The 14,616-nt window shown below is 56.1% G+C and carries 16 protein-coding genes, 1 other RNA gene and 1 riboswitch; of the genes, 4 read left to right on the plus strand and 13 right to left on the minus strand.

Annotated elements, in window-relative coordinates; genetic code table 11:
- Positions 1-16: 16 nt before the first annotated feature.
- From lfiE to rsmI, 11 genes are all read right to left on the minus strand, one after another.
- Positions 17-343, minus strand: a complete 327-nt coding sequence (gene lfiE / locus ACTG2B_RS20620) for a lateral flagellar hook-basal body complex protein LfiE (protein ID WP_005336241.1) — start codon at positions 341-343, stop codon at positions 17-19.
- A gap of 3 nt (positions 344-346) precedes the next feature.
- On the minus strand, positions 347-1,729 hold the full coding sequence (lafK, locus tag ACTG2B_RS20625; RefSeq protein ID WP_439996759.1) for a lateral flagellar response regulator transcription factor LafK: 1,383 nt from the start codon (positions 1,727-1,729) through the stop codon (positions 347-349).
- Positions 1,730-1,866: 137 nt separating this feature from the next.
- Positions 1,867-1,954: riboswitch (cyclic di-GMP riboswitch) on the minus strand.
- A gap of 191 nt (positions 1,955-2,145) precedes the next feature.
- Positions 2,146-4,221 (minus strand): lateral flagellar biosynthesis protein LfhA, encoded by a 2,076-nt coding sequence (lfhA, locus tag ACTG2B_RS20630; protein WP_021231850.1) that lies wholly within the window; start codon positions 4,219-4,221, stop codon positions 2,146-2,148.
- A gap of 3 nt (positions 4,222-4,224) precedes the next feature.
- The gene (gene flhB, locus ACTG2B_RS20635; RefSeq protein WP_069527055.1) at positions 4,225-5,361 is read right to left on the minus strand and encodes a flagellar biosynthesis protein FlhB; all 1,137 of its coding nucleotides are present in this window, start codon (positions 5,359-5,361) and stop codon (positions 4,225-4,227) included.
- The gene (gene lfiR / locus ACTG2B_RS20640) at positions 5,358-6,140 is read right to left on the minus strand and encodes a lateral flagellar biosynthetic protein LfiR (protein WP_005336245.1); all 783 of its coding nucleotides are present in this window, start codon (positions 6,138-6,140) and stop codon (positions 5,358-5,360) included. The genes flhB and lfiR overlap by 4 nt, the downstream gene beginning before the upstream one ends.
- On the minus strand, positions 6,137-6,406 hold the full coding sequence (gene fliQ / locus ACTG2B_RS20645; protein WP_005336246.1) for a flagellar biosynthesis protein FliQ: 270 nt from the start codon (positions 6,404-6,406) through the stop codon (positions 6,137-6,139). Before fliQ ends, lfiR begins: the two co-directional genes overlap by 4 nt.
- A gap of 1 nt (position 6,407) precedes the next feature.
- On the minus strand, positions 6,408-7,142 hold the full coding sequence (gene fliP / locus ACTG2B_RS20650) for a flagellar type III secretion system pore protein FliP (RefSeq protein ID WP_005336248.1): 735 nt from the start codon (positions 7,140-7,142) through the stop codon (positions 6,408-6,410).
- Positions 7,142-7,519, minus strand: coding sequence for a lateral flagellar motor switch protein LfiN (gene lfiN, locus ACTG2B_RS20655; RefSeq protein ID WP_019444828.1), 378 nt, complete (start codon positions 7,517-7,519; stop codon positions 7,142-7,144). Before lfiN ends, fliP begins: the two co-directional genes overlap by 1 nt.
- A gap of 8 nt (positions 7,520-7,527) precedes the next feature.
- A complete protein-coding gene (gene lfiM / locus ACTG2B_RS20660; protein ID WP_181294941.1) occupies positions 7,528-8,400 on the minus strand; it encodes a lateral flagellar motor switch protein LfiM in 873 nt (290 codons plus the stop codon).
- Between the two features lie 227 nt (positions 8,401-8,627).
- Positions 8,628-9,014: RNase P RNA component class A (gene rnpB, locus ACTG2B_RS20665), an RNA gene on the minus strand.
- Between the two features lie 157 nt (positions 9,015-9,171).
- Entirely contained in the window at positions 9,172-10,005 is an 834-nt protein-coding gene (gene rsmI / locus ACTG2B_RS20670) for a 16S rRNA (cytidine(1402)-2'-O)-methyltransferase (protein ID WP_439996760.1), read from the minus strand.
- Between the two features lie 161 nt (positions 10,006-10,166).
- Between rsmI and ACTG2B_RS20675 the strand changes: the two genes are divergently transcribed.
- From ACTG2B_RS20675 to dolP, 4 genes are read left to right on the plus strand one after another with little or no spacing between them, the layout of a single operon-like run.
- Positions 10,167-11,993, plus strand: coding sequence for a penicillin-binding protein activator (locus ACTG2B_RS20675; protein WP_439996761.1), 1,827 nt, complete (start codon positions 10,167-10,169; stop codon positions 11,991-11,993).
- Entirely contained in the window at positions 11,914-12,306 is a 393-nt protein-coding gene (locus ACTG2B_RS20680) for a YraN family protein (RefSeq protein WP_058057529.1), read from the plus strand. The genes ACTG2B_RS20675 and ACTG2B_RS20680 overlap by 80 nt, the downstream gene beginning before the upstream one ends.
- Before the next feature lie 9 nt (positions 12,307-12,315).
- Positions 12,316-12,906 (plus strand): D-sedoheptulose-7-phosphate isomerase, encoded by a 591-nt coding sequence (locus ACTG2B_RS20685; protein WP_005336275.1) that lies wholly within the window; start codon positions 12,316-12,318, stop codon positions 12,904-12,906.
- A 4-nt stretch (positions 12,907-12,910) separates the two neighbouring features.
- Entirely contained in the window at positions 12,911-13,489 is a 579-nt protein-coding gene (dolP, locus tag ACTG2B_RS20690) for a division/outer membrane stress-associated lipid-binding lipoprotein (RefSeq protein ID WP_005336277.1), read from the plus strand.
- Positions 13,490-13,532: 43 nt separating this feature from the next.
- On the opposite strand, the gene ACTG2B_RS20695 is transcribed toward dolP, so the two are convergent.
- On the minus strand, positions 13,533-13,958 hold the full coding sequence (locus ACTG2B_RS20695) for a ClpXP protease specificity-enhancing factor (protein ID WP_005336278.1): 426 nt from the start codon (positions 13,956-13,958) through the stop codon (positions 13,533-13,535).
- Positions 13,955-14,584, minus strand: coding sequence for a stringent starvation protein SspA (gene sspA, locus ACTG2B_RS20700; protein ID WP_005336279.1), 630 nt, complete (start codon positions 14,582-14,584; stop codon positions 13,955-13,957). The genes ACTG2B_RS20695 and sspA overlap by 4 nt, the downstream gene beginning before the upstream one ends.
- Positions 14,585-14,616: the final 32 nt, after the last annotated feature.

The following is a 14,616-nucleotide window of genomic DNA, read 5'->3' on the forward strand; positions in this document are numbered from 1 at the left end:
TCAGTCATCTGTTACCTCAGAGCGGCATGCGCATAATGTCATCAAAACCGGTCATCAGCTTGTTGCGAACCTGCATCAAGGCTGAAAAACTCAAGCCGGCTTTTTGACTCGCCACCATGGCGCCCACCAGATCATCGCTCTGCCCGGCATCTACGGATGCCATTAATTTTGACGCGACATTCTGCTGTTCATTGACGCGTCCGACCACATCCCGCATGGCATCGGTAAATGATGCTCCCGACAGATCGTTGGATTCGATAGAAGGGGTCTGGCTTGCGACACGCTGCATCTCCTGCATCTGCTGCAGTAGTGTCACTTGTGATGACATCATCTGAATCTTCACTCTTTATCCCTCTGCTTGAATCTGCTGTTCAATATCAATGCCTTGCTCACGCATCGCCGCAAGCTTGTAGCGCAATGCCCGGGTTGTCATGCCCAGTGCATCGGCTGTGCGGGTACGATGGCCACGAAAGCGGCGCAAGGTCTCTAATACAAATTGGAACTCGGCATGCCGCCGGGTTTCACTCAACCCCTCCGGAACATGCCACCCCCCTGATTCAACCATTTCTGGCTCTGCCGCACAGTGTGGCAGCATCAGATCGACCGCTTGAATATGCAAACCACGCGCCATAATTAATGACCGTTGAATGACATTATCCAGTTCTCGTACATTTCCTGGCCATTCATATGACAGCAATAGCTGACAGGCTCGTTCACTCAGGCGATAGCCCTGCTGGGATGCATAACGCTCAATAAAGTAGTTGGCCAGCGGAATAATATCGTCAGGGCGCTCACGCAATGCGGGCCAATTCATCGGCAATACATCCAGACGATAGAAAAGGTCTTCACGAAACAGTCCATCTGCAACCAGTTTGCGCAGATCTTTATTGCTGGCGGCAATGATTCGAACATCAAGAGCAATCGTTTGATTGCTGCCAAGTCGCTCAACTTCTTTTTCTTGCAGCACCCGTAATAATTTTGCCTGCAGGTTCAAAGGAAGCTCTGATATTTCATCTAGCAACAGGGTCCCCCCCTGAGCCAACTCAAATTTGCCGGGTTGGGCAGAAACAGCACCGGTAAATGCACCTTTATTGTGGCCAAAAAGAATTGACTCAAGCATTGCCTCAGGAATGGCTGCACAATTAATCGCCAGAAATGGTTTTTCCGCTCTGGCAGACATCTCGTGAATATAACGAGCCAACCGCTCTTTACCAGTTCCTGACTCACCACCGATCAGAATGGTGGCAGAGGTTTTGGCTGCTCGTCGGGCCAGTTGCAATACCTGCAGGCTCATGGGAGAAACGGCGATAAGATTGGGGATCGCCTGACGAAGGCGTAAAGCACCACGGACAGCATCGAGCAATTGCTGGGGGCAGAAGGGTTTGACTATATAGTCGATAGCCCCGGCACACATGGCCTCAGCAGCAATGGTTGCCTGATGCTCATTGACAATTATGACACAATCGAGACCATTGAATTCACGCAGAATACGCGGCCCTAGCTCGGTCATGGCATCCATATCGAGCAGGATCAAATTGACATTATCATCAGCGATAATGCCCTTTGATTGTTTAACAGAATTTACACTTGATACCCTGAATCCCTCTGTGTACAAGGCCTGTTTGATATCATTTTCAGCCGTTAATACTGGCTGTATCAATAATATATGTGGTGTAGAACTGCGACTACACACCCCGACGGTTGTATTTATGGATAATCCCGAAAACATAGAAGTCTGACACCTGTTACAGTGGATAGAACAATCAATAAAAATGGAGAGTCAGACACAAAGGCGCTGTACAAAATCACACCAGAAAACGGCGTAATCTTGTTTAGAGATGGTATCAAGGATATGTCCAGATACACCTTGGTAACCCCGCTGTCATTAGCTTTTCTGCTGTTAGACCGGAGGCTTTGCGTCCTGACTTTTCAGTTCAGTTTGCCCTTATCATGTGATAGTCCGGAACCGGACGACACGGCCAGAATGTTCAATTGACCGTGAAGTAACACATTGTATTGTCTTTTTTATTATTTATATTGCACACATTGCTGCGTCAAATTTCGCCACATAATATAGTATTCATACGGCAATTCAAGCCAAATGCGGAAAAAACACTTCCCTTCAGGATATTAATTAAGCACATATCAACCCAGTGTACCAATTACTTCTACACGTAACTCTTCCGGTATTTCGTTATAAGAAAGCACTTTGAGTCCCTTTGAAAATGATCGGGCATAACGGGCTATTAATGGTCTCAGTTGCGGCATAACAACCAATACGGGGGCATGTCCCAACTGCTGCAACTGCTCCTTCACCAACGGCATATTTTGCTGCAATTGAGCCAGCAGTTGTGGATCAACCGGAAAGCTGTCCAGCTGGATTTTGCCCTGCTGTTGTGACTGATTCATTGCAGCCAGCAAGGTCTGCTCAAGGCGATCATCCAGCGTAAAGGTGGCCAACACATCGCGATTACCAATAGCCTGCCGCACAATCTGGCGCTTCAAGGCGCAGCGCACATCGGATGCCAGCAAGACAGGGTCTTTGGTCAACTCGCTCGCATCCAGCAGCGTCGTGGCAACGGTTCGTATATCGGTAAGACTGACCTGCTCCTTTAGCAGTTGCCGAAACACTCTCAATTGCTGCATCTGGGTAAGCGCCAGATTCAGCTCCTCAGCCAACCGGGGGGACTGACTGGCGAGATATTGGCCCAGTTTGCCAACTTCATCGTGACCAAACAGTGCATCAAGCTGTTCACGCAACAACTTGCTGGCGTGAGTGGCAATCACGGTGGCCGAATCCACCACCGAGTAACCAAGATTAAGTGCCTTGGCCTTTTGCTCCGGGGAGATCCAAACCGCACTCATGCCGTAGGCCGGGTCCTGAGTCAACTCGCCATCTAGCGCGCCATAGGTCTCACCACTGCTGATGGCCATCAAGCGCTGACAATCCACATTCCCCATCGCTAACGCGACGCCGGACAGCTTGATCCGGTACTGATCCGGCTGCAGTTGCAGATTGTCGCGCACCCGGATCTCGGGGAGCAGAAAACCGTACTGCTCGGAGAGGGTTTTACGGATCCCGCGCACTCGTGCAAGCAGTTCAGCCCCTTTATCCGTTTCAGCCAATGGCACCAGACGATAACCAAGCTCGATGGCGACCGTATCGACTGGCGGCAAATCCTGCCACTCCAGTGCCTGCTGTTCAGGCTGAATCATTTGACGAGTCAGCTCTTGCGCTGCATCCAGATCCGGCACATTGACGGCTCGCTTGCTGACACTCCAGCCAGTCCAGGCCAGTACAGCTGCGAAACTGAGGAATGCGAGCATCGGCATCCCGGGCACCAGACCCAGGATCAGCATGATAGTTGCAGAGGTATAGATAACGCGAGGTGATGCCAGGATCTGCTGACCGACCTGATCAGCCATCTCCCCTTCATCGCTGACCCGGGTCACGATAATGGCCGCAGCAGTCGACATCAGCAGGGACGGGATCTGGGCAACCAGACCATCACCAATGGTCAGCAGCGCATAACGCTGGAAGGCTTCGGCAACGGGCAAGGCATGCTGGAAGATACCGATGGCCAACCCACCCACCAGGTTGATGATCAGCACCAACATGCCAGCTATCGCGTCACCACGAACGAACTTGGAAGCACCATCCATCGCACCATAGAAGTCCGCTTCGCGCGCGATCTCCTCACGGCGAGCCCTGGCCTGATGCTGATCCATGGTGCCGGCATTCAAGTCGGCATCGATGGCCATCTGCTTGCCGGGCATCGCATCCAGAGTGAAGCGGGCGGATACTTCCGAAATCCGCTCGCCACCCTTGGTGATCACCACAAAGTTGATGATCATCAGGATCACGAAGACCACCAGACCGACGACATAGTTGCCACCGATCACCACTTCACCGAATGCCTGGATGACCTTACCGGCTGCTTCATGCCCTTCGTGACCGTGCAGCAACACCACCCGGGTAGAGGCCACGTTCAGCGACAGTCGCATCAAGGTGGCCACCAGCAACACGGTTGGGAATACCGAGAAATCGAGTGGTCTGCGGGCCGAGACGGATACCAGCAACACCAGAACCGCCAACACGATGTTGAAGGTAAAGAGCGCATCCAGCAGCCAACCGGGCAGAGGCAGGATCATCATGGCCAGAATGGCCAATAACATCAGCGGAATTGCGGTATAGGATTGGGTGAATACACGCCAGTTCACAACTTACCTCTCAGGTTGACGTAACTCGGGCGGTACATATAACGGGGCAAGAGGGGTCGGTTTCCTCCCCTTGCCTGCCTCATACGCCCTTAACTGCAATACATGGTTCAATACATAGGCAACTGCCGTGTACAGCCCTGCGGGGACTTCTTGATCCACTTTGGTCGAGTGATAGATGGCTCGCGTCAACTCGGGCAAGCTCATCACCATCTTGTCATGCTGTTTGGCGACCTGACGGATCCGCTCGGCCATGCTGTCGACCCCTTTGGCAATCACGAAAGGGGCATTGGCACGAGTCGCATCATATTTTATTGCCACCGCATAATGGGTCGGGTTAACGATAATCACATCTGCCTGCGGTACCCGCTGCTCGATGCGCGCGCGGGCAAGCATTCCCTGCACCTGGCGGATCTTGGCTTTGATTTCGGGACGCCCTTCGCTGTTCTTGTGCTCATCCTTGACCTCTTGTTTGGTCATCCTGAGCTGCTTGTTAAGCGACCAGCGCTGATAGGGCACATCCAGCACGGCAATCAGCATCTGTACACTCCCCAGCAGAATAAATGCCTGGGAGAGGATCCGTAGCGCCTGTTCGAGGGCCGCCTGAGGGGGCATCCGGTTCATCATCAACAAAGAAGGCCATTGATGATTTAACATCAACGCCAGCGTGCCGCCGATCAGCGTCACCTTGAGCAGTGACTTCAGCAACTCCATCAGGCTGTTCTTGGAAAACATCCGCCCCAGCCCCTTCAAAGGGTTCATCTTCTCGCCACTGGGTAGCAGCTTTTTCCAGGTCAGCGCCATACCGCCCGGCACTATGCTGAGCAACACCAGCATAAGGGCCAGAAAACCAAACAGGGGCAGCAGCACCCACAGCATGTTTATCAGCGCTTCACCCAACCAATGGATCATCATCTGCGGGTCACGGGCACCTTGCCAGTCAAAACGCTGCGGGCGCTTCATCAACTCGGCAAAGAACTGGCCAAACCCCGGCACCATCCACTGCATCACCAATCCGCCAAGCAGCAGTAAACCGGCAGAACTGAGCTCTTTTGAGCGGGCGATCTGCCCCTCATCTCTCGCTTTCTGGCGTTTCTGGCTGGAGGCCTCTTCGGTTTTGTCCTGTGCGCTGTTCTGACTCATGCCGGGGTCAAGCCTCGCAGCTGTTCAAGCACATGGGTAACCAAATCCAGATAACGGGAGGGCACACCACTGATGGAGAGCGCCATGGTGAGCAACCCGAGCAACAGGGTCATGGGAAAACCGAGAGAGAAGATATTGAGCGAAGGGGCGGTCCGGTTCATCACCCCGAAGGTCAGGTTAACCATCAACATGGCGACAACGGCAGGCAACGTCAGCAACAGGGCGGCACCGATAGACCAACCAAACAAGCCGATCACACCTTTCATATCGATCAGATCCAGAGATGAACCCGGCGGCCAGCTACGCAGGCTCTGCACCAGAATATCCAGTACCACCAGATGGCCATTCAGCCCCAGAAAGAGCAAGGCGCAAAACACCATCATGACCTGACTGATGATGGGTGCAGAATCCCCATTGACCGGATCATTCATCACCGCCATCGCGAGCCCCATCTGCATGGAGAGGATCTGCCCCGCAGTGGTCATCACCATATAGAGCAACTGGACACACAGACCAAACAGCAAACCAAATAGCAGCTGCTCCACCGCCAGGACCAGCGCACCGGCACTGAAAGGATCGACAACCGGCATATCCTTCATCATGGGGGCGAGCAGCAGGCTGATGATGAACGCCAGCATCAGGCGAACTTGCGCAGGCACCCGGGTATCCCCAAAGACCGGCATCACCCAGAATGCCATACCGATCCGGATAAACGGCCACCACCACTGTCCCAACCATGCGGTCAGGTCAGCAGCACTGAGGGACAGCAGCGAATTCATCCGATAAACCCGGGGATTTTAAGAAAAAGATCCTGGAACAAGGTGGTTATCTGCGACAACAGCCAGTTACCCGTAAAGATAAGGGTCATCAGAGTCACGATAAAACGGGGAAGAAAACTGAGCGTCTGCTCCTGGATCTGGGTGGCCGCCTGAAAAATACTGACCACCAAACCTACGATCAGGCCCGGTACAATCAGCACCGAGACCATGGTCACCACCAGATTGACCGCGCCACCAACCAGGGCAACGCTCTGCTCAGGGGTCATATCAGCCTCCCCCACCAAAGCTGGCGGCCAAGGTGCCGACGGTCATCGACCAGCCATCGACCAGCACAAACACCATCAGTTTGAAGGGTAACGAGATGATCAGCGGGGAGAGCATCATCATCCCCATCGCCATCAAGACGCTGGCGACCACCAAATCGATCACCAGAAAGGGAATGAACAGCATAAAGCCAATCTGAAATGCGGTATTCAACTCACTCAATACAAACGCGGGCAACAGCACCCCGAAAGGCACATCCTCTTTGGCGACCGTTGTTGGTTCGCCAGAGATGCGCAGCATCTGCTCCAGATCCGGTTCACGGGTCTGGGCCAGCATGAATTTACGCAGGGGTTTTTCTGCCTTGGCGATCCCCTCTGACAGGGTTATTTCATTCTGGTCATAAGGGACAAATGCATTCTGATACATGTCCGTCCAGACCGGACGCATAATCACCACAGTCAGGATGAGGCTGATGCCGATCAGCACCCGGTTGGGAGGGCTCTGCTGCAGGCCAAGTGCCTGTCTCAATATGGCCAGTACGATGATGATCCGGGTAAAACTGGTCATCATCAGCAACAAGGTCGGGAGCAGACCCAGCAGGGTCATGAAGAAGAGGATCTGCAACTTGATGTTGTAGTCCTCGCCCCCTGAAGCGCCTGGCGATACCGAGAACAGGGTCATGTCCGCCCCCCAGCCGGGCAGCGAAAATAACAGCAGCGTCAGCAGCAAATAGCGCATCAGTCGTCCATGCCGCCCAGCAGGTTGGTATCGATGACATCAACCAAGCGCAGACCATATTTGCCATTCACGACGACGACTTCGCCCTTGGCAAGCAGACGGCCATTCACCCGCACATCCAGCGGTTCACCTGCCAGCTTGTCCAGCTCAATGACAGCCCCCTCCTCGACGCGCATCAAATCGCCGAGCGGCACTTCGGTACTGGCCACTTCCAGCGTCACCTTGACCGGGATCTGGCGAAAGAAGGAGAGATCCCGCTGTTTGCTGCTACTGGTGGGGGCCAAGTAGTCTGCGGCGCTGGGCATGCTGATGTCGTCACCAAACAGTTGATCCAGTCCATCCAGATCCAGCGGATCATTCATATTGTGCTCACTCATGATTCAATTTACTCCTCTACAACCGTCGCAACCTGATAGACCAGGCTACCTTTGTGTTCTGCGATTCGTCCACTGAAGCAGGGACGGCTGCCAATCAGTGCTGGCACCACCTCAGGCAAGTCCAGTGACAGCACATCACCCACCTTGAGACACTCGAGATCCGCCAGCGTCATGGACAATTGGCCCATCACCACCCGCAGACGAACCGGGACATGAGTCAGAGCCTGTTCCAGCTGACCTGCCGGCAATGAATGACTCACCGGAGAAATGGACTCCTCAGGGGGAAGCAACCACATCTGCCAGTAATGAGTGCAATTACCTGCCTGCAGGGTTGCCTGCGTGGTCCAGAGCTGACGGTGGGCGATGGAATCCCGTGGCACGACATGCAACTGCCACTTCAGATCCCCCAACCCCAGACAAGCACACCAGATATCAACCTGATACTGGCAAAGCCGCAATAGCAGCCGCTGTTCGGTATCGGTCAACCCTTTGCCAGACTGAACATGCTCCTCTTTTTGCTGCAAGGTGCCGCCGAAAAAGAGGACCGCCAGACGATAGATGACCAGAGGTGCGATCGAGAAATAGACGGCGCGCTGAGGTTCAAGCGGACTTCTCGCTTCGACCCAGATATGAGCGTCATCTATCTCTGCCGGACCGGAAAAGGCGAACTCACCATAATTCAGTTCGCACTCTGCACTATTGAACAGCTGGGCCATACAACTCGCAGCTTGCAGGGAAAATGTGCTCAACTGGCCATTGACCTGCTTCAAGCGGGCATGATTAAGCCGCTCGACACCCAACAGATCATAATGAGGCAGGGTTCTGCCACGTTCTGCGCTAAGCAGCCGGGAAGGTGTGAGCATTGCGCTGCTTGATGACATTAATAATCCACCTTAACCATTTCATCTCGCCTTATTGCCACAGGGTCGCTCATCAGGCCAGCAGTGTGATAGATACAGACAGTCCAGCCGACGTATATCGACCAAAAAGGGTGAGAACTTTATTACAAATTCCAGAAAGCCGCCATGCAGTGCATCTCGGTGTGAATAATAAAAATCCCGGTGCCGTTAGGCACCGGGATTTTAGCGTGACGGTTCACGCGGAATGAGGTCGGAGTCGGCCTGTAAGCCGGGTTCTGTACCGGGTTGCCCCGGGTAGCAATCATTCCTCTAGGCCAGCAATCGCTCGCTGGCTCAAGCAACCTACCCGCCCCCAACGCGGGCCGCGCCAATAGGGGCCTATTTGGTCTTGCTTCGGGTGGAGTTTACCGTGCCACGAACTGTTGCCAGTCGCGCGGTGCGCTCTTACCGCACCCTTTCACCCTTACCTGATCCCTTGCGGGCCATCGGCGGTCTGCTCTCTGTTGCACTGGTCGTAGGCTCACGCCCCCCAGGCGTTACCTGGCACCCTGCCCTGTGAAGCCCGGACTTTCCTCCCCTCCGCCCGTCTGTCCCGAGGGACACAACGACGAAGCAGCGATTGCCCAGCCAACTCCGAGGCGCGGATTATAGCCTTGCGATACGCACGGGGTAAACCGGCAATTCCCGTTTACAGCCATTTATCGCGCTTTGGTCCCCGTTTACAGGGTGAATGCTCACAGATATAGAGGAGCGTGCTGGTCATAAAATAATCTGGCGGCCCATTCCACCGACTCAATAGTGCTCGAGACCATATTTATAGAGAGCATTCTTTTTCACGCCGTGGATCTCGGCGGTCAGGGCGGCCGCTTTTTTCAGTGGCAGCTCTGCCACCAGCAGTTCCAAAGTGCGGATCGCCTCGGCAGGCAGATCCTCTTCATCTTTGGCGGCGCCAGCCACGACCAGCACGATCTCGCCGCGGCAGCGGTTGTCATCCTCGCCAAGCCAGGTCAGCATTTCAGAGGCTGGCAAACCGTGGATCGACTCAAAGGTCTTGGTCAGCTCGCGGCACACCACCACCTGACGCTCGCCGAGAATGCGAGCAATCGCTTCCACTGTATCCTGCACACGGCGCGGAGATTCGTAAAACACCAGCGAGCGGGTGTCTTCAATAATGGCTTGCAGGCGATCGTCACGTCCCTTGCTCTTGGCGGGCAGGAAGCCCTCAAAGGCAAAGCGATCGGTGGGCAGACCGGCCGCGCTCAGGGCGGTGATGGCGGCACAGGGGCCGGGCAGCGGCACCACCTTGAACCCGGCTTCACGACAGCGGGTGACCAAGTGATAACCGGGGTCGCTGATGAGCGGGGTGCCGGCATCGGAGACCAGCGCAACACTCTTGCCCTCTTTGATCCGGCCGATCAGCACATCGGCTTTCTGCTGCTCGTTGTGATCGTGCAGGGCGAAGGTCGGCACCGAGATTTGGTAGTGGCTGAGCAGGATACCGGTATGACGGGTATCTTCGGCTGCCACCAGATCGACACTGCGTAAAATGTCCAATGCACGCTGGGTGATGTCCGCCAGATTGCCGATCGGAGTGGGGACTATATACAGGGTTGGGATGTCACTCATGGGATCTCCGAGTGCCCCGACAATTGTGTCGCCATATTGGCCCGTTTACACTATGGGGAACTTCAACACTGGTCGGGGAATGAACTTGAACCGGGTTACAAAGCAGCTAAGTGTATCACGACTCTTCGGCATCATACTCGCGGCAGTACTGCTCGCCGCCTGTGCGTCGGAGCCCAATCAACCGTCAGGGCAGTCAGGCATGCCCCTCTGCGTTCTCCAATCTGACCAAGAATGCCCAGTGGTATCTTGAGCAGGTGGACCCGGCCAAGCCGGCCGAGGCCTTTACCTGGCAGATGCTGGCGGCACGCAGCTATCTGGCGCTGGGCCAAGCCAAACCGGCCTCGGCACTGTTCCAGCAATTGCAGAAGCAGGCCAAGGATCCCGTTCAGAAGGCGCAGTTGCAACTACTGCAAGCCCATCTGTTGCTGGCGCAAGGCCACGCCAATCAGGCGCTGATCCTGCTGGAAGGCAAACCCGAGGTGGTGCTGGATGCCGATACCCAGAAGGATTGGTATCGCCAGCGCGTGGTGCTGCAGCTCGACATCAACAACAAGTTTGGCGCTGCCAAGTCGTTGATTGCACTGGAGTCCTACCTCAATCAGAGCGAGCAGGCGACCAACCATCAGCAGATCTGGTCGTTGCTCAAAAGCATGACCCCCTCCACCCTGCAAGCGCTGGAAGAGGCTCCGGCCCCTGATGTGACCACCGGCTGGTTGCGACTGGCGGCACTGGTCAACGAGTTTGGCGCCCAGCCGAACCTGCTGGCCCGCCAGCTGGCAGGCTGGAAGCGTGACTTCCCCAACCATCCGGCCCAGAAGGATATGCCGGCAGGATTGGGCGATCTGGCGGCCACTGCCAGCACCTCGGTGCAACAGATCGCTGTGCTGCTGCCCCTCTCCGGCAATCTGGAGCCGCAGGGCGCCGCCATCCGTAACGGTATGCTGATGTCTTATAAGGAAAATCAGGGGCAATTCACCCTGAACTTCTACGACACCCAGAGCAAGTCAACCGGCGATCTTTACAAGCAGGCGATTCAGGAAGGAGCGGACATGATCATCGGCCCGCTGCTGAAAGACCGGGTCGAGGAGCTGCTCAAGGCCAATCCGACCGTGCCGGTACTGGCGCTCAACGAGCTGGATAAGCCGGTCGTCAACGACACCACCTACTACTTCTCCCTCTCTGCCGCAGCAGATGCCGCGCAGGCAGCCCAGTACCTTTACACCCAGGGCTACCGTAAACCGCTGCTGATCGCCGCCCAGGGGCGGATCGGTTACAGCAGTATCAAGGCGTTCGAGCAGAGCTGGGCTACCCTGAGCCAGGATAAGCCGGTCGTTGCCACCTTCGGTGCCCGCAACGAAGTGCAGGGGATGGTCAAAAATGCCCTGAGCGGCCGCTCTACCGCCCGTGCTGGCGAGGTAGTGCAACTCTCTGATGCCGCACCGCGCAGCATCGATGCCGTTTATGTGGTGGCGAACAGCCTGGAAACCCGGATGATCAAGCCATACGTGGATGTCTCGGTCAATCCGATGGGCAGCCTGCCCATCTACACCAGCTCCCGTGGCTACGACAGCGCCGCCACCGAGGTCGCCTCCGAGCTCAACGGCATGCATATCGCCGATATGCCGCTGCTGCTGGGTGGCTACGAGAAACAGCGCGAGCAAATCGCCCTGCTCTGGCCGCAGACCCAGGGCGACCTGCTGCGTCTGTTTGCCATGGGCTACGATGCCGTCAGCCTGGCTGAGAACCTGCAGCAGATGCGCAAGGTGGGTGGCATGCAGCAGGCCGGCATGAGCGGTCAGCTGAGCGTGGATGCCCAGGGCAATATCGTGCGGATGCTGAGCTGGGGTACTTACCAGAACGGAAAACTGGTCGACGAGAACGCCGTTCAGCAACTGGAGGAGCCCTCCAATGAAGGAACTATGGAAACGGATACGCCAGCAGTTGCCGAGCCTGTTCCCCTCACCAACGAGCAAGGGACAGCACTTTGAACAAGTCGCTGAACGCTGGTTGCAGGCTCGGGGCCTGCAACCGGTAGCTCGCAACTACCGCTGTCGTGGCGGTGAAATAGATCTCATCATGCACCAGGGCCAGACCCTGGTGTTTGTTGAGGTGCGCTACCGGGCTACCGGCAGCCATGGCGGGGCCGCCAGCTCGGTCACCCGCAGCAAACAGCACAAGATCATGCTGGCAGCGCGCCACTATTTGAAGCAACATGCCATCAACGAGGCCAATCAGGCCTGCCGATTCGATGTGATTGCGTTCGAGGGCGACCAGCCAGCCTGGATCCAGAACGCATTTTAAGAGGACCCTATGACTGACCGCATCAAAGAGAACTACACCGAAAGCATCCAGACCAAGATAGCCGCCGCCGAGGCGCTGCCGGATGCCATCCATACTGCAGCCCAGATGATCACCATCTGCCTGCTCAATGGCCACAAGGTGCTGGCATGCGGTAACGGTCCTTCTGCCGCACTGGCGCAACTGTTCATCTCCGAGCTGGTCAACTGCTACGAGACCCAGCGCCCCTCCCTGCCCGGCATGGCCCTGACCCCGGACATGGCAACCATCAGCGCCATCGCCACCGATCACGGTTTTGAAGAGGTCTACGCCAAGCAGATCCGCGCGCTGGGCCAGCCTGGCGACATTCTGGTGGTCATCACCACCTCTGGCCACAGCCGCAGCCTGATCAAGGCCGCTGAAGCCGCCCTCTCCCGCGACATGACCATAGTGGTGCTGAGCGGGGGTGACGGTGGCGAAATGGCAGGTCTGCTCGGCCCGAACGATGTGGAGATCCGTGTTCCCTCCGCCCGTCGCCCTCGCATTCTGGAAGTGAACCTGTTGACCCTGCACTGCCTGTGTGATCTCATCGACCAGACACTTTTCCCGCAACAGGAAGATTGAAACCATGAAAAAGCACACTATCCTGCTCGGTCTGCTGGTTAGCACCCTGCTGCTGCAAGGCTGCGCAGCCTTGGTTGTTGGCGGCGCCGCAGGGACTGCCAAGGCCTCTGGCGATCGCCGAACGCTGGGCGCGCAATGGGATGACCAGACCATCGAGTTGAAAGCGGCCAATCTGCTGGCCGACAACAAACCCCTCAGCGCAGCCAGCAAGATCAGCGTCTACAGCAACAATGGCCGCGTCCTGCTGGTCGGCCAGACACCTTCTGACGTTTACAAGATTGAGGCGGGCAAAATTGTCAGTCGCATCGAAGGGGTTCGCCACGTCTACAACGAATTGCGCATCGGCCAACCTGCCAGTTTCACCACCCGCAGCAATGACTCCTGGATCACCTCCAAGGTGAAAGCCGATATGTTCGGCACCAAGAACTTCGACAGCACCAAGGTCAAGGTGGTCACCGAGAACGGCGAGGTGTTCCTGATTGGTCTGGTGACTCGCCAGGAGGGAGAGCAGGCCGTCAACATCGCCCGCCATGTCACCGGCGTGAAGCGCGTGATCAAGGCCTTCGAGTTCGCCCAGAACTAAGCTCGACCGCACATAAAAAAACGCAGCCAATCGGCTGCGTTTTTTATTTGATCACCTTCAGGGTCGGACGACCGCTTGGACGCGGCGGTTCCGGCTCAGGCTCCACCGGCGCTTCAGCCTGCTCCAGCCAGATATCGTAACCCGGCTCAGGCGGGAACATGGTGCCCACGCCGTTCTCCCGGGCATGGATAGCCAGCACTGCCGCCATCGGGATGTAAACCTGCTGGGAGACGCCGCCAAAACGGGCACTGAAGCTGATAGCCTCGTTATCCATGTGAAATTGCATCACGGCTCGGGGCGCGATATTCAGCACAATTTGCCCGTCCTGAGCAAACTGCATCGGCACCATCACATGGGGAATGTTGACGTTGACCACCAGATGAGGGGTCAGATCGTTGTCCAGCAACCAGTCAAAGAACGCCCGTAACAAGTACGGGCGGCTCGGTGTCATTGTCGGTTCCATGCTCATACGCCAGCACGGATCTCGCGTTCGGCTTCGGTCAGGGAAGCCTGGAAGGACTCACGCTCGAACAGACGAACCATGTAAGCCTTCAGCTCTTTGGCGCCACGACCGGTCAGGTCGATGCCAAGGCTCGGCAGACGCCACAGCAGCGGTGCCATGTAGCAATCCACCAGACCGAACTCTTCGCTCATGAAATAGGGCATTTCACCGAAGATCGGCGCGATGGCCAGCAGGTTGTCACGCAGTTCGTTGCGTGCCGCTTCAGCATCGGTACCGGCCATGATCTTGTCGGCCAGGGAGTACCAGTCCAGCTCGATGCGGTGCATCATCAGACGGCTGTTACCGCGGGCAACCGGGTAAACAGGCATCAGGGGCGGATGCGGGAAGCGCTCGTCCAGATACTCCATGATGATGCGCGAGGTGTAGAGCGCCAGCTCACGATCAACCAGGGTCGGTACAGAGTTGTACGGGTTCAGCTCGGCCAGCTCATCCGGCAGATTGGCTGGATCAACCTGGCAGATATCCACGCTAACACCCTTCTCCGCCAGGACAATACGCACCTGATGGCTGAACATATCGTTGGCACCGGAAAACAGCGTCATTACCGAACGCTTATTGGCAGCTACAGCCATTGAACCCTCCCGTCATTAAAAAGCAGAAACGG

The sequence above is a fragment of the Aeromonas sp. 30P genome (genome assembly GCF_051919805.1).
Lineage (GTDB): Bacteria > Pseudomonadota > Gammaproteobacteria > Enterobacterales > Aeromonadaceae > Aeromonas > Aeromonas veronii.

Bases quoted from the DNA above. Each gene is read 5' to 3' on its own strand.
- lfiM (WP_181294941.1), bottom strand. From the start codon at position 8,400: ATGTCATCAAGCAGCGCAATGCTCACACCTTCCCGGCTGCTTAGCGCA.
- ACTG2B_RS20685 (WP_005336275.1), top strand. From the start codon at position 12,316: ATGACTGACCGCATCAAAGAGAACTACACCGAAAGCATCCAGACCAAG.
- dolP (WP_005336277.1), top strand. From the start codon at position 12,911: ATGAAAAAGCACACTATCCTGCTCGGTCTGCTGGTTAGCACCCTGCTG.
- lfiN (WP_019444828.1), bottom strand. From the start codon at position 7,519: ATGAGTGAGCACAATATGAATGATCCGCTGGATCTGGATGGACTGGAT.
- fliQ (WP_005336246.1), bottom strand. From the start codon at position 6,406: ATGACCCCTGAGCAGAGCGTTGCCCTGGTTGGTGGCGCGGTCAATCTG.
- lfiR (WP_005336245.1), bottom strand. From the start codon at position 6,140: ATGAATTCGCTGCTGTCCCTCAGTGCTGCTGACCTGACCGCATGGTTG.
- lafK (WP_439996759.1), bottom strand. From the start codon at position 1,729: ATGTTTTCGGGATTATCCATAAATACAACCGTCGGGGTGTGTAGTCGC.
- ACTG2B_RS20695 (WP_005336278.1), bottom strand. From the start codon at position 13,958: ATGAGCATGGAACCGACAATGACACCGAGCCGCCCGTACTTGTTACGG.
- ACTG2B_RS20680 (WP_058057529.1), top strand. From the start codon at position 11,914: ATGAAGGAACTATGGAAACGGATACGCCAGCAGTTGCCGAGCCTGTTC.
- rsmI (WP_439996760.1), bottom strand. From the start codon at position 10,005: ATGAGTGACATCCCAACCCTGTATATAGTCCCCACTCCGATCGGCAAT.
- fliP (WP_005336248.1), bottom strand. From the start codon at position 7,142: ATGCGCTATTTGCTGCTGACGCTGCTGTTATTTTCGCTGCCCGGCTGG.
- flhB (WP_069527055.1), bottom strand. From the start codon at position 5,361: ATGAGTCAGAACAGCGCACAGGACAAAACCGAAGAGGCCTCCAGCCAG.
- sspA (WP_005336279.1), bottom strand. From the start codon at position 14,584: ATGGCTGTAGCTGCCAATAAGCGTTCGGTAATGACGCTGTTTTCCGGT.